We start from the raw sequence: 20,644 nt of genomic DNA on the forward strand, positions 1-20,644 counted from the left end.
AGAACTCCCCTGATCTCCCGGAACTCCCTGACTCCCCAGACGCCTCCCGAAAGGCATCCCCAAGGCATCCCGAAAGGCATCCCGTCATGGACATGGACCGAACCGAACCGCGGCTCAGCCGGCGACGGCTGCTGAAGGGCGCGGCAGTCGCTGCCGTCCCCTACGCGCTGCTTCCCGACCCGCGTGCCGCCGCGCAGAGCGCGACCGTCGACTACCCGCCCGCCGAGTGGCGGCCGGCGAGCACCTCCAACTACTCGGTGTCCGACCGCCCCGACGAGTACAGCGTCGACCGTGTGATCATCCACGTCACGCAGGAGACGTACTCCGACACGCTGGCGATCTTCAGCGATCCGCAGAAGAAGGTCTCCGCGCACTACGTGGTCCGCTCGGCGGACGGGCACGTCGCCCAGTGCGTACACGAAGCCGACATCGCCTGGCACGCGGGCAACTGGAGCTACAACGCGCGCAGCATCGGCATCGAGCACGAGGGCTGGGTGGATCAGCCCGCCTACTTCACCAACGTGCTCTACGAGCAGTCGGCGAGGCTCACCGCCGCGATCTGCGCCAAGTACGGCATCCCCCGGGACAGGGAGCACATCATCGGCCACTATCAGGTGCCCGGCACCAGCCACACCGATCCTGGGCCGCTGTGGGACTGGGTGCGCTACATCAGACTGGTCAACTTCGCCTGACCGGAGGCCGATCCGCCGTCGCACCGGTTGTCCGCGCGAACGCCCGGAGTGAGGATGGGGCACCACCGCCGAGTCAGAGTCACCACCGCCGCACCGCATCAGCGCCGTACCGCCGTCCGGGGAGGCCGAGTTGACCGATCCATGGGTTGCCCTGGAACCGGGGGCCGACCCCGCCGAGCGTGTCCAGGTGCTGCGCCGGGCGCACGAGACGTTCACCTCGGTGGGCACGGTGCCGCGGCCGGTGCGGTCGGTGGTGGCGGAGTCGTGGCGGCGCAGTGCGCGGGCCGGGGTCGGGCCGGACGGCACCGCCAGCGTGGAGCTGACCGACGGCGATCTCGGCGCCTACCGCGCGGAGCATCCGCTGGCCCGGGTGATGCCCCTGTTCCGGGAGCTGATGGGCACGTTCGCCGCCGATGGCGAGCATCTGCTCGCGGTGTGCGACGCGCACGGCAGACTGCTGTGGGTGGAGGGGCATGCGGCGACCCGGCGTCGCGCGGACGGGATGAACTTCGTGCCCGGGGCCCGCTGGTCGGAGAGCGCGGTCGGCACCAACGCGCCGGGCACCGCGGTGACGGTGGACCGGCCCGTGCAGGTCTTCGCCGCGGAGCACTTCATACGGCGGGTGCAGCCGTGGACGTGCGCCGCCGCTCCGGTGCACGATCCTCGCACCGGACGGGTCCTCGGGGCCGTGGACATCACCGGTGGGGACAGGCTCGCCCATCCGCACAGCCTCGGCTTCGTGCAGGCGGTGGCGCGGGCCGCCGAGGCACAGCTCGCCCTGCTCGCCCCGCCCCCTCCCGAGGAGGCGCCGCTGCTGAGCGCGCTCGGCCGGGACGAGGCCGAACTCGCTCTGGAGGGACGGCGGGTCAGGCTCAGCCGCCGGCACAGCGAGATCCTGGTGCTGCTCTCCCGGCATCCCGAGGGCCTGAGCGGTGACGAACTGCTGTGCGCGCTGTATGCGGACGAGTCGGTGACCCCGGTGACGCTGCGGGCCGAACTGGCCCGGCTGCGGCGGCTGTGGGGCCCGGGGCTGCTCGCCTCACGGCCGTACCGGCTGACGGCCGCGGTCGAGTCGGATGCCACCGTGGTCGAGCGGCGGCTGCGGACGGGTGCGCTCACCGCGGCGGCGGAAGCGTACAGCGGCCCCCTGCTGCCCGGTTCGCAGGCACCGGCGATCGTCCGGTTGCGGGAGCGGCTCGCCGGCGGACTGCGCACGGCGCTGATCGCGCACGGCGATCCGGACCTGCTGGCGGACTGGGCGCACGCGCCGTGGGGCGAGGACGACCTGGAGGTGTGGCGGGCGCTGGCCGCGGTGCGCCCCACGGCCGCGGTCCGGGCCCGGCTCGCCGCGCTGGAGGCCGAGCTGGGGGTGCCGGACGGCGGGGCAGCGGCGCGGACCTGCGGCGCAACGTACTTGCAACGTCCGCTTGCCTAGCCTCGCGCCGAGAGCTGCCCAACGGCGGGCAGCGCCGCACCGGGAGGCAGACCAGGATGACTCGTTACGCGGCGCCGGGCACGGACGGCGCGATCGTCTCCTACCAGGCGCGCTACGACCACTTCATCGGCGGTGCCTATGTGCCGCCCGCGCGCGGGCAGTACTTCGAGAATCCGTCGCCGGTCAACGGGCAGCCGTTCACGGAGGTCGCGCGCGGTACCGCGGAGGACGTCGAGCGGGCGCTGGACGCGGCGCACGAGGCGGCGCCCGGGTGGGGCCGTACGCCGGTGGCGGAGCGCGCCGACATCCTGCTGAAGATCGCCGACCGGATGGAGGCGTACCTGGAGCCGCTGGCGGTGGCGGAGAGCTGGGAGAACGGCAAGCCGGTGCGCGAGACGCTGGCGGCCGACATCCCGCTCGCCATCGACCACTTCCGCTACTTCGCGGGCGCGATCCGGGCACAGGAAGGGTCGCTGGGAGAACTCGACGACGACACGGTGGCGTACCACTTCCACGAGCCGCTCGGTGTGGTCGCGCAGATCATCCCGTGGAACTTCCCGATCCTGATGGCGACGTGGAAGCTCGCGCCGGCGCTGGCCGCGGGGAACACGGTGGTCCTCAAGCCGGCCGAGCAGACCCCGGCCTCGATCCACTACTGGATGAGCCTGATCGCGGACCTGCTGCCGCCGGGCGTGGTGAACATCGTCAACGGCTTCGGTGTGGAGGCGGGCAAGCCGCTGGCGTCGAGCCCGCGGGTGGCGAAGGTCGCGTTCACCGGGGAGACCACGACCGGGCGGCTGATCATGCAGTACGCCTCGGAGAACATCAAGCCGGTCACCCTGGAGCTCGGCGGGAAGTCGCCGAACATCTTCTTCGACGACGTGTGGGCGCACGACGACGACTTCCGCGACAAGGCGCTCGAAGGCTTCACGATGTTCGCGCTCAACCAGGGCGAGGTCTGCACGTGCCCGTCCCGGGCGCTGATCCAGCGCGGCCACTACGCGGAGTTCCTGGAGGCGGCCGTCGAACGCACCCGGCGCATCAAGCCGGGCCATCCGCTGGACACCGACACCATGATCGGCGCCCAGGCCTCCAACGACCAGCTGGAGAAGATCCTCTCCTACCTGGACATCGGCCGGCAGGAGGGCGCGAAGATCCTCACGGGCGGTGAGCGCGTGGAGCACGACGGCGAGTTGAAGGGCGGCTACTACGTCCAGCCGACCATCTTCGAGGGCGACAACCGCATGCGGATCTTCCAGGAGGAGATCTTCGGCCCGGTCGTCTCGGTGGCGTCCTTCGACGACTTCGACGACGCGGTCAAAATCGCCAACGACACGCTGTACGGCCTGGGCGCGGGCGTGTGGACCCGGGACATCAACACCGCCTACCGCGCGGGCCGCGCGATCCAGGCGGGCCGCGTGTGGACCAACTGCTACCACGCCTACCCCGCGCACGCGGCGTTCGGCGGCTACAAGCAGTCCGGGATCGGTCGCGAGACGCACAAGATGATGTTGGAGCACTACCAGCAGACGAAGAACCTCCTGGTCTCGTACTCGCCGAAGAGGCTGGGCTTCTTCTAGACGGGAGACAAGGGCGCCTGACCAGGGCAGTTGCCCGGCAGGCGCCCTTGTCGGACGGCGACTCAGGGCGGGCAGCGTGCACCGGGCGTCGGGAGGGTCGGTTGGAGTGACGCCCTGGCGGTCGAAGCACCCCGTCCGTAGACGTCGGGGCACTTCTCTCGGCGCGGGATACCGCCGCCGCAAGCGGTGTCACAGGGTGATTTCGTCCAGCAGCGTTGCCGCCAGCTTGGCGGCGTCCGGGGCGATCGTGTGGTCGAGGAGGCGGAAGACCTGCTCGGCGCGGATGGCGGGCCACCGCTCGGGCAGGTGCTCGGCCGGCAGATGGGGGTCCCATCGGACGACCTGCAGCCAGTCGGTGTGCAGAAGGATCTGGCGGGCGAGGGCGTCATCCGCCGCGGCCGGAGGCGCGCCGGTGTCCCACTGGTCCAGGAACGCCCGGTAGCGGGCGGCGATGCCGTCGATGTCGAAGGCGCGGCGGATCAGGTCTGCGGAGTCGGTCAGCCCCATGGGCCGTGCCTGTAAGGTCGGCTGGTCGGCGCTGTCGGACCGCGTGGGACGGCGGCCGGTCGTCCTGGCGGGCGCGCTGGCGGTGGGCGCCTACTCCTTCGCGCTCTTCCCGCTCGTCGACACGGGCAGCACGGCGCTGCTCGTACTGGCGCTCGTGGTGGGGCAGTCGCTGGTCCACCCGATGATGTACGGCCCGCTCGCCGCGTTGTACACGGAGCTGTTCTCCACCCGGAGCCGTTACACCGGCGCTTCCCTCGGCTATCAGATCGCGGGGTTGGGGGCCGGCTTCGCGCCGCTGATCTTCACCGAGGTGCAGACGGACGCCGGCGGCCGGGCAACGCCGATCATCTCTGCGATCATCGCCACGTTCTGTCTGGGCACGGTGGTGTGCCTCGCCCTGCTCGGAGAGACCAGCCGCACCGATCTCACCGACATGTCCGGGGAGTCCTCGGAGCCCCTGTCCGTCGGCGGTCAGCCGGAGACCGCTCAGGCTTCGTAGCGCGCCGCCGGAGCGACTCGGCGCGGAGGCGGGGCGGCAGCCGGCTCTCCCGGCGACCGGCCCGTCCTCCGCAGCACGACGGCCGGTGTGCCGCGGAGGACGGGCCTCGTGGTCGGTGTCGGCGGCGAGCGTCAGGCGTAGTGGCGGTAGACGGCCTGCGCGGCGCAGGCGGGCTTGTCGGAGCCTTCGATCTCCACGGTGAAGGCGAGCCGCATCTCGACGCCGTTGCCGGCGACCTCCTCCACGGACTCCACCACGCCGTGCAAACAGATCTTCGCGCCGACCTTCACCGGACGAGGGAAACGGACCTTGTCCAGGCCGTAGTTGAGGCTCATCGACGTGCCCTCGATGGCCAGCAGCTGGTTGAAGAGGGGGATGACCAAGGACAGGGTCAGGTACCCGTGGGCGATCGTCCCTCCGAACGGACCGGTGGCGGCACGCTCCTGGTCGGTGTGGATCCACTGGTGGTCGTCGGTGGCGTCGGCGAAGGTGTTCACCCGGTCCTGGGTGATCTCCAGCCAGTCGGTGCGGCCGAGGTCGGTCCCGGCGAGGGCCTTGATCTCGGCGAGTCCGGTGACGGTGCGGGATGCGGCCATGGCAGGAGGCTCCTTCAGGAAGTGGTACCGAAGTTGTCGCGGATACGCTGCTTGAGCAGCTTCCCGGCGCCGCTGCGGGGCAGCGCGTCGGTGAGGACGAGCGACTTGGGGATCTTGTAGCGGGCCAGGCGTCCTTCGAGGAAGGCGAGGATGTCCTCGGCGCTCGCCCGGGCACGGGGTGCCAGGACCACGACGGCGCGGGGGACTTCACCCCACTTGTCGTCCGGGACACCGATGACGGCGCAGTCGCCGACGGCCGGGTGCTGGTGCAGGGCGTTCTCGATCTCGGCCGGGTAGATGTTCTCCCCACCCGAGATGATCATGTCTTTGGCGCGGTCGACGATGGTGACGTACCCGTCCTCGTCGGTGCGGGCGATGTCGCCGGAGCGGAGCCAGCCGTCCTGGATGGCCGCGGCCGTCTCCTCGGGCAGGTTCCAGTAACCGCTCATGACGTTCGGGCCCTCCACCAGCAGTTCGCCGTGCGGGGCATCGCTGCCGTCGGGGTCGACGATGCGGATGTCGCTGAAGAAGTGAGGGGTGCCGGCGCTGCCGGCCTTGTCGAGGGCGTGCTCGGCGTCGAGCAGGCACACGCCGGGGGACGCCTCGGTCATGCCGTAGCCCTGGAGGAAACCCAGTCCGCGCTGCTGGTAGGTCCGTATCAGCGCTTCGGGTACCGGAGCGCCCCCGCACAGCAGCATCCGCAGCGACGAGAGGTCGGCGTCGGCGAACCGGGGCTCCGCGGCGATCTGCTGGAACATGGCCGGCACCCCGAACATCACCGTGACCCGGAGGCGCTCGACCAGGTCGAGAGTGCGCGACGGAGAGAACGACTCCTGGAGGACGAGCGTACCGCCCTTGAGAACGGTGGGCAGGCAGGTCATGTTCAGCGCGGCCGTGTGGAACAGCGGCGCGGACAGCAGAGTCACGTCGCCCGCGGCGAACTCCCCGTCGACCAGGGTGTTCAGGCTGTTCCAGATCAGGTTGCCGTGGGTGAGCACGGCACCCTTGGCACGCCCGGTTGTCCCGGAGGTGTACATGATGATGGCGGGGTCGGCGTGCGTCACCGGAGTGTCGAGCGGCACCGGTGAGCAGGCGGCCAGGTCCTTGTCCAGGCCGTCTCCCACGGCGACCAGGTGCCGGGTGCCGCAGGAGAGGGCGAAGGGCTCGAAGGCCGGGGCGTGCACCAGGACGCTCGCCCCGGAGTCCTGGAGGCAGTACCGCAGTTCGGGATCGGCGAGCCGGGTGTTGAGCGGCACGAAGACGGCCCCGAGGTGACCCGCCGCGAAGAAGGTCTCCAGGAAGGAGGGGTGGTTGGGGCCGAGGAAGGCGACGCGGTCGCCGGGACGCACGCCGAGACGGCGCAGGTGGTGAGCGAGGCGCGTGGCGCGGTCGTGCAGCTGGGCGTAGGTGATCCGGAGACCGTCGTGGACGACGGCGGTACGGTGCGGGTCTTTCCGCGCGCGCCGCGCGGTCCAGGATCCGACGCCTTGGTTGCGCATACGGATGCCCTGCCTCTCGGACGGGAGCCTGGCCTTCCATCGGGACGGCCGGGCTCGCGGGTGACGGAAGGGGTGCCCGACGGGCACGGGGCGGACAGCCGCCTGCCCGGGCCTCGTCGGTGCGCCGGTGCCGGAAGTGGGCATGGCGGGTGCAGATGCGACGGTCAGCTCTTCGTGAGGCCGAGCAGGCGCAGCGCGTTGTCCTTGAGGATGCGTGGCCTGACCTCGGGCTTGATGTCCAGCTTCGCGAAGTCGCTCAGCCAGCGGTCAGGGGTGATGACCGGGTAGTCCGAACCGAAGAGCACCTTGTCCTGCAGCAGCGTGTTGGCGTAGCGGACGAGCTGCGGCGGGAAGTATGTGGGGGACCAGCCGGACAGGTCGATGTACACGTTCGGCTTGTGGGTCGCCACCGCGAGGGCCTCGTCCTGCCACGGGAAGGACGGATGGGCCAGGATGATCCGCAGGCCGGGGAAGTCGGCGGCCACGTCGTCGATCAGCAGGGGGTTGGAGTACTTCAGGCGGATGCCTCCGCCCCCCGGTACCCCTGCGCCGATGCCGGTCTGACCGGTGTGGAAGAGCGCCGGCACACCGAGTTCTTCGATGGCTTCGTACAACGGACGGGCCATGCGGTCGTCGGGTGAGAAGGCCTGCAGGCTGGGATGGAACTTGAAGCCCTTCACGCCGTACTCCGCGACGAGTCGGCGCGCCTGGCGCACCGCCGCGCGTCCGCGCCACGGGTCGAGCGAGGCGAAGGGGATCAGGACGTCGGCGTGCGCGGCGCAGTCCTCGGCGATCTCCTCGTTCGGGATGGGCGGCTGGCCCAGGGCGTGCTCGGCGTCGACGGTGAAGACGACGGCTGCCATGTTCCGTTGTCGGTAGTAGTCGGCGGTCTCGTCGATCGTGGGCTGCCGGTGGCCGTGGGCGGCGAAGTACTTCTCCGAGGCGGCCATCAACTCCGGGCTGAGGGAGGGGAGGCCCGTGCGGGACACCTCCGCGTGCGTGTGCACGTCGATCGCGGTCAGCCGGGCCGGGTCCATGAGGGTGGGGGCGGCCATGTCAGTGTCCCGCCGGCTGCTGGGGTGCGGGGATGCCGAACGCCTCGGGTTGCGCGCCGACACCGTCGCGCCAGGCGGCGGCGATCTCGTCGGCGCTCCAGCCGCCGTCGCGGAGATCGACCTTCTTCTCCTGCGGATGGGACCACAGCGCCAGCCGGTCCCCGCCGATGCCGATCGCCTGGCCGGTGACGGCGGCCGAGGCGTCGGAGGCGAGGAAGGCGACCAGGCCGGCGGCGTCCTCCGCGGTGCCCAGTCCCTCCTGCTTGCGCATCCAGTCCGGCAGTGGGACGCCGAGGCGCTCGGCCTCCTCGATGGCGGGTGCGAACGCCGGAATGGTCTTGGTCATCTCGGTGGCGGCCACCGGGACGACGGCGTTCACCGTGATCTGCGCCCGAGCCAGCTCCAGGGCCCAGGTGCGGGCCATGGCCACGATGCCGGCCTTGGCCGCCGCGTAGTTGGTCTGCCCGAAGTTTCCGCGCTGCCCGGCCGGCGAACCGATCAGGATGATGCGGCCGCCCTCGCCCTGCTCCCGCATCCGCACCGCGGCCGCCCGAGCGCAGGTGAAGGTGCCGCGCAGGTGGACCCGGACCACGTCGTCGAAGTCGTCGTCGGTCATCTTCCACAGGACCTTGTCCCGCAGGATGCCGGCGTTGGTCACCAGTACGTCGAGCCGGCCGAAGTACTCCGTCGCGGCGGAGACCAGTTCCTCGGCCGCGGCGGCTGTGCCGACCGCCGCGGTGACTCCGATCGCCTTGCCGCCGGCGGACTCCACGGCCTCCCTCGCCGCATCGACGACCTGCTGATCGATGTCGTTGATCACGACGGACGCTCCGGCCGCGGCGAGTGCCCGGGCGTAGGCGAACCCGAGGCCGCGACCGCTGCCGGTGACGACGGCCACCTTCCCCGTCAGATCCATGGTGCCACCCTTCATTGACAGGATTCCTGGCTATGGCCGCCAGTCTCGCGACCGACAGGAAACCTGTCAATGGGGTAGGGTGAGGCCAGTCCTTCCGCGGGGCGCGCAGCCGCGAGGCACCCGTCGGGACAGCCGAGAACAAGGAGGTCTCGTGTCGGAATCCGCGCAGCCGGCCGGCCCAGGAGTGAAGGCGCCCCCGTCCTTGCTCTACTTGGTCAAACGAGCCGAACTCGTCGTCCGGGCCAGGCTCGACGAGGTGCTCAAGCCCTCGGGCATGACCGCCCTGCAGTACACCGCGCTGACCGTGCTGGAGCGCCGTGACGGCCTCACCGCAGCGCAGCTCGCCCGTGACTCCTTCGTCACCGCGCAGTCGATGGCCGACATGGTCCGCACACTCGAGAGCCGGGGCTACGTCACCCGGCGCCCCAACCCGGCCAACCGGCGCGAACTCCTCATCGCGCTGACCGATCGCGGACACCAGCTGCTCGCCGACTACGCGCAGCCCGTACGGGAAGTGGAGCGGCGCATGACCGACGGCCTCACCGCCGACCAGACCGACACCTTGCGCGTCGCGCTCGACCACGCGTGGCGACAGCTTTCCTGACATGCGTCACGCCTGAAGACCGCTCCGTCCGCCAGGCCGTCACGGCCGGGAGTCCTCCGGGTGCGCGAGATCGTACGGGCGCGGATACGCAGCGGGCCGGTAGCCGACGTATCGTGGCTCGCTCGCCGGATCCGCCTGCCGAGCACGGGAGTTGAGCGCGTCCGGCGAGGTGTCCCAGCGGCCGGTGTCCAGGCGGTGTTCCAGGGCGTCCAGGGCGCCGGCCATCTCGCCCGAGGTGAAAGTGCAGTGCCCGGGGCCGTGGACGTAGGCCTGGCTCAGCAGGGCGCCCGCACCGGCTGCGACGGCGGCCCGGCGGTAGGCGCTCTCGGCCTGGACGGGGATCAACGGGTCGCCCGTCGTGTGGATGTCGAGCTGGGGGTCGGTGAGCCGGCCCTTGAAGACACTGGTCCGCTCCATCCACCGTACGGCGGCGGGGTCGGCGGTGACACGGGGTGCGCGGTTGAGTGCCGCGAGGTCGGTGCGCAGCGAGAGACCGGCCTCCTTGTACAACTCCGTCACCTCCTTGAACAGGGGGGAGCGGTGGAGCATCGCCGTGTAATCGACGCCCGTGTTCCAGGACATGTTGCCGCCGGCGCGAGTCTCGGCCTCCTGCCGCCAGCTGAAGGCGGGCGCCTGGAGGAGCCCCGCGACGGCGGTGTACTGGTTGACCTCCTGGGCGTCCCAGTCGGTGGGGCGGGGCTCGGTCTGCGTGGTGCTGTTGTAGCCGGGGATGTCGTGCAGGGCGGCGGCGAGGGCGAGGCGGGCGCGGCCCCCGGCGGTCCGCTGGGCCGCGGCTGCCTCGGAGAGCAGGGCGTCGGCGGCGCTCCGCGCCTGCGCTTGATCCTGGAATCCCGTGAGCGGAATGTCCGCGTCCGGGGCCAGCAGCGTCTTGAGCGCGAACACCGGGTCCAGCGTGCTGTTCCAGTTCGCCACCCCGCCCTGCACCAGCCCGCACAGGGAGAGCGAGCCATCGAAGCGGTCCGCGTGCCGCTCGGCCAGGGTCGTCGTGACGAGTCCGCCGTACGACGTTCCCCAGGCGATGGTCCGCCGCGCCGTGCCGAACCTGTCGGTGAACAGGCCGAGGGTGGCGAGTTGGTCGGGCACGGCTTCCGGGACCGCCCAGCCGCTGGTCGCGTACGAGGACCCGATGAGTGCGTAGCCCCGGTCGAGAAGGGAGTGCGCGGTGGCCGGACCGGGCGCGTTCTGGGCGGGGTTGGGCCCGCCGGCGGGGACGTAGCCGTGGCTGTACAGGAGCACGGTGCCGTTCCAGGCGGCGGGGACGTCCATCACGTATGCGGCGCCGGAGGGAAGGCGACCCTCCAGGTGGGTATCCGTGGCGGCCTGCGCGGGCACGGGGGTGACGGCACACAGACAGAGGGTCAGCAGGGCGACTGGGGTCCTCATCGCGGCCTCCTTGAATTCGACGGCGGCCGTGCGGCGCGTCCGCCCCATTCATCGACAGGATTCCTGGCTATGGCTGGCAGTCTCGCGACCGACAGGAAACCTGTCAACAGGGCCTCTCAAGTGGAGCTCCGGACAGCGCCTCGATGCCCACGGGACGCGACGGCGAGGAGTCGGAGGGCCGCGGCGGACGGTGGGTCCGGCTCGGCGTTGTACGACGAGACGCTGTCGGCGTCGTCGGCGCCTCCGGCTCCGGGAAGACGACCCTGCTGCGTACCCTCGTCGGCCTGCACCGCGCCACCGCCGGCACCGTCAGCCTGGGTGACACCCCCCTCGCCCCCACCGCACACGGCCGCTCCCGCGACCAGCGCCGCCGCCTCCCACTCGTGCCCCAGGACCCCCTCGGCACTCTCAACCCCGGCCGCACCGTCGGGGCCACCCTGCGCCGGCCGCTCCTGCTGCACCGCCGGGCCGGGCGGGACGCGGTCCCCGACCGGGCCCTGGAACTCCTCGACCAGGTCGGCCTGCCCGCCGCCTTCGCCGACCGATACCCGCACGAGCTGTCCGGCGGCCAGCGCGTCGCCGTAGCCCGCGCTCTCGCGGCCGACCCCGACGTGCTGATCTGCGACGAGGTCACCTCGGCGCTCGACACCGACACCACCGTCGCCGTCATGGACCTGCTGACGGAACTCCGTTCCCGGCGTGGCCTGTCCCTCGTCCTGGTCAGTCACGACCTGCGGCTCGTCGCCGACCGCAGCGACCCCCTCGCCGTGATGTCCGAGGGGCGTGTGGTGGAGTCGGGACCCACCGGACGCCGGTTCACCTCACCGTCCCATCCCGTGACCGGCCCTCCGCGTGGGCGAGAGGCTGAGCCGCGTAGGTGATGCGGACGACGCCGTCGGCGTGCCGCTCGGCGGACGCTCGTACTCCGAAGACGTCGGCGAGGATCTTCGGGGTGAGCACCTCCAGGACCGGCCCCGCCGCGACCACCGCTCCCTCGTGCAGCACGACCAGGTGGTCGCAGAGCCGGGCGGCCAGGTCGAGGTCGTGCAGGACCGCCAGCGTGGTGACGCCGGTGACGCGGACCAGGTCCAGCAGCTCGAACCTGGCGCGGATGTCGAGGTGGTTGGTCAGCTCGTCGAGCACGAGCAGCCGGGGATTCTGCGCCAAGGCCCGTGCCAGCAGGACACGTTGGCGCTCGCCGCCGGACAAGGAGGCGTAGTCCCGCTCCACGTACGGTCGTACGCCGCACCGGTCGATGGCCTCCTCCACCGCGCGGTGGTCCTCGGCGCCGTCGCGCCCCAGCAGCCCGTGGTGCGGGGCACGGCCGAGCGCGACGATCTCGGTGACGGTCAGGCCGGTGGTGTTGCCGGTGGCGTCCTGGAGGACGGCGGCGGTGCGGCGGGCCGCGGTGCGGGCGGACAGGGCCCATACGTCGTCGTCGCCGACCCTGACCACACCGCCTGCCGGGCGGAGTGAGCGGTAGACGGCACGCAGGAGAGTCGATTTGCCACTGCCGTTGGGGCCGACCAGGCCGACGATGTCGCCCTCGCGGGCCTCCAGGCTCACGGCGTGCAGGATCGGGCGGCGGTCCAGCGTGATGTGCAGCTGGTCGACGGTGAGTTTCATGCTTCAGTCCAGGCCCTTGTCGCGGCGCAGCAGCCAGAGGAAGAAGGGTGCGCCGAGCAGGGCGGTGAGGATGCCCAGCGGCAGTTCGTTGGGGCGGTCGAGGGTGCGGGAGAGCAGGTCGACGAGGACGAGGTAGAGGGCGCCCAGCAGGGCGGTCAGCGGCAGGAGCCGGCGGTGGTCGGCGCCGAGGGTGAGACGGACCAGGTGCGGGATCATCAGGCCGACGAAGCCGATGCTGCCGGCGACGGCGATGACGGCGCCGGTGAGGAGCGCGCTGAGCACCAGCAGCACGGCGCGCAGGCGGTTGACGTCGACGCCGAGTGCCGTGGCGGACTCGTCGCCGGCCAGCAGGACGTCGAGCCGCCGGCCGAAGAGCGTGAGAAGTGCGGTGCCGGCCAGCACCACCACGGTCACCGTGGGGAGTTGGTCCCACTGGGCGCCGGCCACGCTGCCCAGCATCCAGAACATCACCGTGCGCAGCTCGGTCGGCGTCGCCTGCAGCTGGACGTAGCTCGTCGCCGAGAGGAAGACATAGCCGACCGCGACTCCGGCCAGCACGAGCCGGGTGGGCGCCATCCGGCCCCGGCGCTGTCCGAGGGCGAAGACGAGTGCGCCTGCCGCCACCGCGCCGAGGAAGGCCGCCGCCGGGACACCGAGCCCCGCGAGGGCCACGCCGCCGCCCAGCGTGATGACCAGCACCGCGCCGAGGGTGGCGCCGTAGGAGAAGCCGAGGACGATGGGGTCGGCGAGCGGGTTGGACACCACGGTCTGCAGCACCGCTCCGGAGACGGCCAGGCCCGCGCCGACCAGGGCGGCGAGGACCACCCGGGGCGTGCGGAAGTTCCAGACGATCTGGTCCGTGGCGAGGTCGCCGGCGGCGCCCTGCCCGGAGACGTGGTGCCAGACGATGCCCCACACGTCACCGGGCGGGACGGTGACCGCCCCGATGCTGATCGCCACGATCATGGTGACGACCAGCGCGACGGGCAGGAGAGTGAAGGCCAGGGCGGCCTTGAGCCGGGTGGGCCGGCTCAGAACGCGTCCGGGTGCAGCACCTTGGCGATCTTCTCCACCGCCAGGTCGTTGCTCGGGCCGAGGTACATCGAGTCGGACAGGACCACGTACGCGTTCTTCCTGGCGGCCGGCCACTGGGGGAACTCCTTCAGCAGTTTCCTGGCGTAGGCCGCCGGGTCGGGGTCGTTGTAGCCGATGACGACGAGCGCGTCGACATCGGTGGCGGCCACCTTCTCCTTGCTCAGGTCGGCGAAGGAGGTCTTGGAGGCCGACTCGAAGGCGTTGGCGCCGCCGGCCTTGTCGAGGATGTCGTTGTAGATGCCGTGGGCGACGACGGAGCTGAAGTCGTTGCCGCCCATGGACATGTTGGAGAAGAGCACCATCACCTTGGGCTTCTTCTTGCCCTTGACCTTGGCGGCCACCTCGTCGATGTGCTTCCGGGACGCGGCGATCAGCTTCTCGGCCCGGTCCTCGACGTCGAAGACCTTCCCCATGTCCCGCAGCAGCGTGTAGCTGTCGGCCACGGTCATCTTCGAGGTGTCCTGGTCGCAGCCCTGCGGGGAGACGTAGGTGTGGGCTGCCACCTGCTGCAACTGGTCGCGGGTGGCGAAGCCGCTCTTCTCGTCGAAGCCGTACGACGTGGTGGACAGCACCAGGTCCGGGCGCAGGCCGAGCATCGCCTCGCGGGGGATGTCGTAGGCGTCGTTGAGTTTGATGTTCCCGGTGGGCAGGGCCTTGATGGCCCTGGCCCGGCCGGGTACCTCGCTCATGCCGTAGCTCTGCTCGTTGGCGACGATCCTGTCGCCGAGGCCGAGGGCGAGCAGGGTCGAGATCTCGGCGACGGAGGCGCCGTTCATGACGACCACGCGGCTGGGGGCCTTCTGGAAGGTCTCGGTCCGACCGCAGTTCTCGATGGTCACCGGATATCCGGTCCTCGACGCGCCGACGTGGGCCTGCTCGCCGCTCGCCCTGTCGTCCTTCGAGGAGTCGGCACATGCCGCCGTGACCAGACACAGGGCGGCGGCCAGGACTGTGGCGACCGGCCGTTTGACGGACATGCTGGCTCCTTGCTCGCGGGACTCGGTGGTGTTCCGCTCCAGTAGTCGTGGCGCGGTGGCCATGAGTTCCCGGCGGGGTCCGGCTACGGTGCGGGCGGAGCGGGACGGGACCGTCCTGCGGCGGGTGCGGGCAGTTCCCCGGCAGCGACACAGTGATCGAGGTACCGGAACACCAGGTCCCGGCCGACGGGCGGGCAGGTGATGCCGCTGCCGCGCAGGCCCTGGCGGACGTTGTCGGCGTGGACGCGCCCGAGACGCAGGTCCGGGGCGTCGCTCCCGCTCGTCTCGTTCGCGTCGAAGAAGGCGAGCGTGGTGGCGGCGACGTCGGCCGAGCGGGGCAGCTGCTCGCGCCATCGGGTCAGCGGCAGACGGCGTACGGGATAGCCGTACTCCTCGATCCAGTCGTAGAGGTCGCTCAGTCGCACCCTCGGTACGGCCGCGTGGTTGAAGACCGGTCCGGTGGCGGTGAGGGCGAGGTGTACGAGGGACTTGGCGACGTGGTCGACCGGGGTCCAGATCTCGTCCTCGGACAACTCCGGGAGCATTCCTGCCGGGATGCCCGCCCGCAGCACGCTCCACAGGAAGTCGCGCGTGTTGACGTACCCGGAGCCGGCCGGTCCCACCACGCGTCCCAGACGGTGCACGGTGACCGGCAGACCACGCTCGGCCGCCTGTTCGAGCAGTCGTTCGGACGCCCACTTCGACTGCTGGTAGCCGTACCGCAGGCCCCCGTGGGGCGGCAGGAACGCTTCCGGTACCTCGGGGCTCAGGCCGGCGGGCGGGGCCACCGACAGCGTGGAGACGTAGTGGAGGGGGATCGACCGTGCGGCGGCCAGGCGCAGCAGGTGCCGTGTGGACTCGGTGTTGACGGCGCGCAGGGTGCCGTACTCCCGCATGACGCTGACCGTCGCGGCGTTGTGGAGGATCGCGTCGCAGGTGTCGGCCAGTTCACCGAGGAGGTCCGAGGCCAGTCCGAGGCCGGGGCGCGCGAGGTCGGCGGGGACAGCGGTGATGCGCTGCCGAGCCGCCTCCGGGAGCGAGAGGTCGTGGTGGGCCAGGGCCTGATGGACGCGGTCGATGGCCTCGCCGGTGGTCCGCGCCCGGACGGTACAGACGATCTCGGCTCCCGTGCCGGTCAGGAGTTCGGCGAGCAGGTGCGCGCCGACGAAGCCGGTGGCGCCGGTCAGCAGGATGCGGCGGGGCGTGTCGGGGCAGCGGCCGTTGCCGGGCCGGATCTCCGGGTCGAGGACGGTGTCGCTGTGCAGCGCCGCCGGGAGGCCGGTGGCGGTGGGCGACCGGTCGTCGAGGAAGCGGGCGAGTTCGGCGGCGGTGGGGTACTGGAAGAGCCAGGCGACCCGTACGTCACGGCCGAGTTCCGCACCGAGCCGGTTGGCGGCCTGGATGACCTGGAGGGACTGGGCGCCCAGGTCGAACACGTCGTCGGCGGCGGTGATGTTCCCGGCGCCCAGGATCCGCTGCCAGATGTCGATGACGGTCCGCTCCAGGGGGCTGCCGCCGGTGGGAGCCTGTGTCGCGGAGGGCGTGCGCAGTGCGGTGCGGTCGATCTTGCCGGATCCTGTGCGGGGCAGGCGGTCGTGGAGTTCCACGGCGGAGGGCACCATCGCCGCGGGGAGCCTCGCCCGCAGGTGTTCCCTCACCTCGGCGGCGGACGGACCCGGGGAGTCCGCGACCAGATGGGCCGCGAGCCGTCGGGTACCGTCCGGCAACGTCTGTCCGACGACAGCCGCCTCGCGGATCCCTGGGTGGGTCAGCAGGGCACCCTCCACCTCGGCGGGGTGCACGCGATGACCGCTGATCTTGAACTCCTCGTCCGCCCGGCCGAGGAACCGCAGTTGCCCGTCCTCGCCGATGTGCACCAGATCGCCCGTGCGGTAGGCGCGGGGTCCTCCGAGAAGTGCGGTGAGAGGGGCGAACCGGGCGCCGTCGGGGGTGCCGGCCCCCCGGTAGCCGAGCGCCAGGCCGCCGCCCAGGAGATACAGCTCCCCGCCCACGACGGCGGCCCGTGTGCCGGGCAGCGGCAGTCCGATCGGCACGTCACCGGCGGCGAGCTCGGGGTCGTGCAGGTCGGCGACGGTGGCCACCACGGTCGCCTCGGTCGGGCCGTACGTGTTGAACAGGCAGACCGACGTGCCGACGGCCTTGCGCCAGCGCTCCACCCGCTCGGGAAGCGCCGCCTCGCCGCCGATGACGACGGCGCGCACTCCCCCGGGCAGGGCGGTCGTGCCGGTCGAGAGCGCGTGGGCGAGTTCGTGCCAGTACGCGGTCGGCAGGTCCAGCACGCTGACGCGCAGGCGTGCGCAGTCGTCCAGGAACCGTGGGACGGACTCCGTCATCTCGTCGGTGCGCACGACGAGGGTGCCTCCGGCGCACAGGGTCAGGAAGATCTCCTCCACGCTGGTGTCGAAGTGGAGCGGCGCGAACTGCAGGACCCGGTCGTCGCGGCGCACCCCGTAGCGGTACGTGGCACCTGCCACGAAGTTCGCCAAGGCGGCGTGGCTGATCTCGACCCCCTTGGGGCGGCCGGTGGAGCCGGAGGTGTGGATGACGTAGGCCGGGTCCTGGGGTGCGGGCGGCGTCGGGACAGGGCCCAGGGAGGGATCCGGCCGGTCGAGCGCCAGGACCGGCGTGCCCGCGAAGGCGGGCGCACGGGCGGCTGTCGTCAGGACCAGGGCGGGCGCGGCCTCGCTCAGCACCTGTGCCGTCCGCTCGGCAGGGGCGGCGGGGTCGAGGGGACAGTAGGCCGCTCCGGAGAGCAGCACCCCGAGGACGGCGGTGACGGCGTCGGTCCCGCGGGGCAGCGCCACGGCCACCAGGCTGCCCCGGCCGACGTCCCGGGAGGCCAGGCGGCGGGCCACGTCGCGTGCGCTGCCGAAGAGCCGGGCATAGGTGATGCTCTCCCCGGCGTGCTCCACGGCGACGGCCTCGCCCCTGCGGGCGGCGTGGCCGGCGATCAGGCTCAGCACCGGGCGTGCGGGCACGGGCAGCGGTCCACCGTCCAGGACCGGCACGGACGCCTGACGCAGGGGCCGGTCGGGCGCGGCGACCACCTCGCCGAGCACCGCCAGCAGTCCCTCCTGGAACGCGGTGACTTCCGCCTCCTGGTACAGGTCGGGGTTGGCGTCCACCGCGATCCGCAGACCGGTGCCGTCGGAGCGGTCGTACACGTTGACCGCGAGGTCGTCGACGGGACCGGCGGAAACGTTGTGGACGGTGCTGCGGTGTCCGGCGAACCGCAGGTCGTACGCGAACGGCATGATGTTGACGCCGGGCCCGGACAGCCTGCGCCGGCCGCCCACCAGTTTCAGGTCGCGGCGCAGCTGTTCGTAGCGGTAGCGCTGGTGCGGCAGACCGGCGCGGAGTTCGCGGGAGACGCGGGCCGCGAGGTCGCGCGGACTGTCGTCGGCGGAGACGGTGACCCGCAGGGGCAGGATGTTGCGCACCATCGACGGCACGCGCAGCGACACGGAGCCGAGTCGGCCCATGGCGGGCAGGCTCAGGACGATCTCCGGCGCTCCGGTGACCCGGTGCAGGTGGGCCACCGTCGCCGCCAGCAGCACCTCGGACCAGGTCACCGACAGCTCGCGGGCGACCGTGCGCAATGCGTCCGCCCGGTTCGCGTCGAGGTCGGTGACGCGGCGGTGGAAGGTGCGGGCGGGCAGGGCCGAGCGGCCGGCCGGGGTGGCCACCGAGGGGCGGTCGGCGTACCGGCCGGTCCAGTAGGCCCGGTCCTCGGCGTAGCGGGCGGACTCCCGGTAGGCGCGTTCCTCGGCGCGGACGGACTCCAGGGTGCCGAAGCCGCTGTCGGGAATGGGCTCGTCCGCCATGAGGGCCGTATAGACCTGGGCCACGCGGCGGGCGACCAGGGAGAGGCCGAATCCGTCGAGGGCGATGTGGTGGACACGGTGATACCAGAGGTACTGGTCGCTGCCGGTCCTCAGCAGGGCGTGTCCGAACACCGGACCGCGGGCGAGGTCCACCGGGCGGGCCATGTCCTCGGCCATCCATGCGAGGGCGGCGGTGTGCGGGTCCGCTTCGCCGGTGAGGTCGGCGGTGTGCAGCGCCCAGTTCCTGACGGCAGTCGCGAGCTGCCAAGGGCGCCCTTCACCGTCCACTTCGAAGGTGACGTGGAGGGCTTCGGTCTCGGCGACGACATGGTGCAGGGCGGTGTCGAAGACGGCCGGGTCCACCGGGCCGTCGATGCGCACGTACTCGGCCGTGTTGTAGGCGGGGCTGTCCGGGTCGAGCTGCTGGCCGGCCCAGATGCCTTCCTGGGCGGCCGTCAGCGGGTGGCGGCGCGCGGGCTCAGGTGTCGGCACGGGCCGCACCTCCCTGGCGTTCGGCCAGCAGCTGCCACCACTGGGCGAAGGACGTGCGCTCGGCGAGATCCACGAAGCTGACGTCCGCACCGGCGCCCTGCCACCGTTCCAGCAACGTGACGATGCGCAGCGAGTCCAGTCCGGCGTCCAACGGGGCCTCCTCCAGGTCGACTTCGTCGGGCCGTAGGTACAGGAACTCCGCGAGGTCGGCGCGGAAGCTCTCCAGGGTGAGGGGTTCAGGCATGAGTTCTCTCTACGACGGTGTCGGCGGCGTCAGTTGACCTTGCGGGCGGAGTCGCCCCAGAAGCGGTCGCGCAGCTCGCGGCGGAGGATCTTGCCGCTGGGGTTGCGCGGTACCCGGTCGATGAACTCGTAACGCGAGGGCAGCTTGAAGGCGGCGAGGCGCGGAACGAGGAAGGTGTGCAGGTCACGTGGGCTCGGCCGCTCCCCGGGGACGGGGACGACGAACGCGTGGACCCGTTCGCCCCAGCGCTCGTCCGGGGCTCCGACGATCACCGCTTCGGCCACACCCGGGTGGTGCTCCAGCACGTTCTCGATCTCGGCGGGGTACACGTTCTCGCCCGCGACGAGGATGGCGTCCTTGATCCGGTCGCGGATGAAGAGGTAGCCGTCCTGGTCGATGTATCCGGCGTCACCGGTGTGGATCCAGCCGTCGACCAGGGTCTGAGCGGTCCTGTCGGGCAGGCCCCAGTACTCCACCATCCGGGCCGGGGTGTGCAGGCAGACCTCTCCGATCTCGCCCGGCGGCAGTTCCTCGCCCTCGTCGTCGATCACCTTGGCGCGGACGCCCGGATAGGGGTGGCCGGCGGCCTGCATGCGCGGTCCGCCGGGGGTGTGGTCGGCGGGTGGCAGGCACACGGCGGTGTTGCCGGTCTCGGTGAGCCCGTAGATCTGCGCGAAGTCGCAGTCCAGGACGGCGAGGCTCTCCTCCAGGAGGCTCTCGGAGATCGGGGAGCCGCCGTAGACGGTCTTGCGCAGTGTGGTGAAGTCCTGGGCGGTGACCCCTGGTTCGGTGAGCATCATGCGGAGCATCGCCGGGACCACGCAGGCCGTGGTGATGCCGAGATCGCGGATCAGGTCGACGGCCGTGCGGGCGGCGAAGGCGCGCATCGCCACGATGGTCGTGCCCGCGTTGAGGTTCTGCGTGGCCCACCACAGGCCGCCGATGTGGAAGCCGGGGATGCCGACGAGTGCGATGTCGCCGTCACGCCAGTCGATCCAGTCGAGTCCTTCGCTCGCCAGCGCCTCACGGATGGCGAAGAAGCTCCGGTGAGCGAGGACGACGCCCTTGGGGAGGCCGGTGGTGCCGCTGGTGTAGAGCTGGGCCACAGGGGTGTCGGAGTACGCCTCGAACTCCGGTTCCCGGTCGGGGTGTTGCTCTCTCCAGGCTCCTACGGAATCCAGCGGTACGACCGTCTCGGGCGGGGCGGTCGGCATGCGCTGCACGATCGGCGCGAACTCCGACTCGAGGAACAGGAGCCTGGTGCCGGAGTCCTGGAGGATGTGGCTCACCTCGGGTGCGGTGAGCCGCCAGTTGACGGGGACCAGGACGGTGCCGCTCTTGGCGCAGCCGAACAGGATCTCGTAGTAGTGCTCGGACTCCTTGCCCAGGTAGGCCACCCGGTCGCCCTCGGTGAGGCCGGCGGCCCGGATGGCGTGGGCGATGCGGTTGCTCTCGCGGTGCAGGTCGCCGTACGACAGGCTGCGCCCCTCGCAGAGAACGGCCGGGGTGTCGGGCCGGCGGTCGGCGTGGAAGCGGATGGTCTGGACGAGCGTCTCCATGGGCGGTCCCTTCGGTGGC

18 protein-coding genes are annotated in these 20,644 nt (G+C 71.5%); 6 read left to right on the forward strand and 12 right to left on the reverse strand.

Annotated features, from left to right (window positions below; translation table 11 throughout):
- The first annotated feature begins 86 nt into the window (after positions 1-86).
- The 3 genes from ABZ937_RS21305 to ABZ937_RS21315 all read left to right on the forward strand — a co-directional run bounded on the left by ABZ937_RS21305 (position 87) and on the right by ABZ937_RS21315 (position 3,707).
- A complete protein-coding gene (locus ABZ937_RS21305; protein WP_361694042.1) occupies positions 87-692 on the forward strand; it encodes an N-acetylmuramoyl-L-alanine amidase in 606 nt (201 codons plus the stop codon).
- Between the two features lie 130 nt (positions 693-822).
- Positions 823-2,127: a GAF domain-containing protein gene (locus ABZ937_RS21310; protein ID WP_361694044.1), complete on the forward strand. Its 1,305-nt coding sequence runs from the start codon at positions 823-825 to the stop codon at positions 2,125-2,127.
- Between the two features lie 56 nt (positions 2,128-2,183).
- Complete coding sequence (locus ABZ937_RS21315) at positions 2,184-3,707, forward strand: aldehyde dehydrogenase family protein (protein WP_361694046.1); 1,524 nt, start codon at positions 2,184-2,186, stop codon at positions 3,705-3,707.
- A gap of 189 nt (positions 3,708-3,896) precedes the next feature.
- Here the strand turns inward: ABZ937_RS21315 and ABZ937_RS21320 are convergent, their stop codons facing one another.
- Entirely contained in the window at positions 3,897-4,214 is a 318-nt protein-coding gene (locus ABZ937_RS21320) for a PaaX family transcriptional regulator C-terminal domain-containing protein (RefSeq protein ID WP_361694048.1), read from the reverse strand.
- Here ABZ937_RS21320 and ABZ937_RS21325 point away from each other — a divergent pair.
- Entirely contained in the window at positions 4,213-4,713 is a 501-nt protein-coding gene (locus ABZ937_RS21325) for an MFS transporter (protein ID WP_361694050.1), read from the forward strand. The two genes, ABZ937_RS21320 and ABZ937_RS21325, sit on opposite strands and share 2 nt — an antisense overlap.
- A 131-nt stretch (positions 4,714-4,844) precedes the next feature.
- On the opposite strand, the gene ABZ937_RS21330 is transcribed toward ABZ937_RS21325, so the two are convergent.
- From ABZ937_RS21330 to ABZ937_RS21345, 4 genes are all read right to left on the reverse strand, one after another.
- Complete coding sequence (locus ABZ937_RS21330; RefSeq protein WP_361694052.1) at positions 4,845-5,309, reverse strand: MaoC family dehydratase; 465 nt, start codon at positions 5,307-5,309, stop codon at positions 4,845-4,847.
- Positions 5,310-5,323: 14 nt separating this feature from the next.
- Positions 5,324-6,808, reverse strand: coding sequence for an o-succinylbenzoate--CoA ligase (gene menE / locus ABZ937_RS21335; protein ID WP_361694054.1), 1,485 nt, complete (start codon positions 6,806-6,808; stop codon positions 5,324-5,326).
- A 164-nt stretch (positions 6,809-6,972) separates the two neighbouring features.
- A complete protein-coding gene (locus tag ABZ937_RS21340; protein WP_361694204.1) occupies positions 6,973-7,845 on the reverse strand; it encodes an amidohydrolase family protein in 873 nt (290 codons plus the stop codon).
- Between the two features lie 19 nt (positions 7,846-7,864).
- A complete protein-coding gene (locus tag ABZ937_RS21345) occupies positions 7,865-8,779 on the reverse strand; it encodes an SDR family NAD(P)-dependent oxidoreductase (RefSeq protein ID WP_361694056.1) in 915 nt (304 codons plus the stop codon).
- 151 nt (positions 8,780-8,930) lie between these two features.
- Between ABZ937_RS21345 and ABZ937_RS21350 the strand changes: the two genes are divergently transcribed.
- Positions 8,931-9,383, forward strand: coding sequence for a MarR family transcriptional regulator (locus ABZ937_RS21350; RefSeq protein ID WP_361694058.1), 453 nt, complete (start codon positions 8,931-8,933; stop codon positions 9,381-9,383).
- A 39-nt stretch (positions 9,384-9,422) separates the two neighbouring features.
- On the opposite strand, the gene ABZ937_RS21355 is transcribed toward ABZ937_RS21350, so the two are convergent.
- Positions 9,423-10,787: a prolyl oligopeptidase family serine peptidase gene (locus tag ABZ937_RS21355; protein ID WP_361694060.1), complete on the reverse strand. Its 1,365-nt coding sequence runs from the start codon at positions 10,785-10,787 to the stop codon at positions 9,423-9,425.
- Between the two features lie 143 nt (positions 10,788-10,930).
- Here ABZ937_RS21355 and ABZ937_RS21360 point away from each other — a divergent pair, with 143 nt between their 5' ends.
- Entirely contained in the window at positions 10,931-11,668 is a 738-nt protein-coding gene (locus tag ABZ937_RS21360; protein WP_361694061.1) for an ATP-binding cassette domain-containing protein, read from the forward strand.
- Here ABZ937_RS21360 and ABZ937_RS21365 read toward each other — a convergent pair.
- From ABZ937_RS21365 to ABZ937_RS21390, 6 genes are all read right to left on the reverse strand, one after another.
- The gene (locus ABZ937_RS21365) at positions 11,604-12,413 is read right to left on the reverse strand and encodes an ABC transporter ATP-binding protein (RefSeq protein ID WP_361694063.1); all 810 of its coding nucleotides are present in this window, start codon (positions 12,411-12,413) and stop codon (positions 11,604-11,606) included. The genes ABZ937_RS21360 and ABZ937_RS21365 overlap by 65 nt on opposite strands.
- 3 nt (positions 12,414-12,416) lie before the next feature.
- Complete coding sequence (locus ABZ937_RS21370; RefSeq protein ID WP_361694065.1) at positions 12,417-13,379, reverse strand: iron ABC transporter permease; 963 nt, start codon at positions 13,377-13,379, stop codon at positions 12,417-12,419.
- A gap of 65 nt (positions 13,380-13,444) precedes the next feature.
- Complete coding sequence (locus tag ABZ937_RS21375; protein WP_361694067.1) at positions 13,445-14,485, reverse strand: ABC transporter substrate-binding protein; 1,041 nt, start codon at positions 14,483-14,485, stop codon at positions 13,445-13,447.
- Positions 14,486-14,568: 83 nt separating this feature from the next.
- Positions 14,569-18,822, reverse strand: coding sequence for an amino acid adenylation domain-containing protein (locus tag ABZ937_RS21380; protein ID WP_361694069.1), 4,254 nt, complete (start codon positions 18,820-18,822; stop codon positions 14,569-14,571).
- A complete protein-coding gene (locus ABZ937_RS21385) occupies positions 18,809-19,066 on the reverse strand; it encodes a phosphopantetheine-binding protein (protein ID WP_361694071.1) in 258 nt (85 codons plus the stop codon). Before ABZ937_RS21385 ends, ABZ937_RS21380 begins: the two co-directional genes overlap by 14 nt.
- A 29-nt stretch (positions 19,067-19,095) precedes the next feature.
- Positions 19,096-20,625, reverse strand: coding sequence for a fatty acid--CoA ligase (locus ABZ937_RS21390; RefSeq protein ID WP_361694073.1), 1,530 nt, complete (start codon positions 20,623-20,625; stop codon positions 19,096-19,098).
- Between the last annotated feature and the right edge of the window lie 19 nt (positions 20,626-20,644).

Origin of the sequence: Streptomyces sp. NPDC046727 (assembly GCF_040645635.1) — a bacterium.
Classification (GTDB): domain Bacteria; phylum Actinomycetota; class Actinomycetes; order Streptomycetales; family Streptomycetaceae; genus Streptomyces.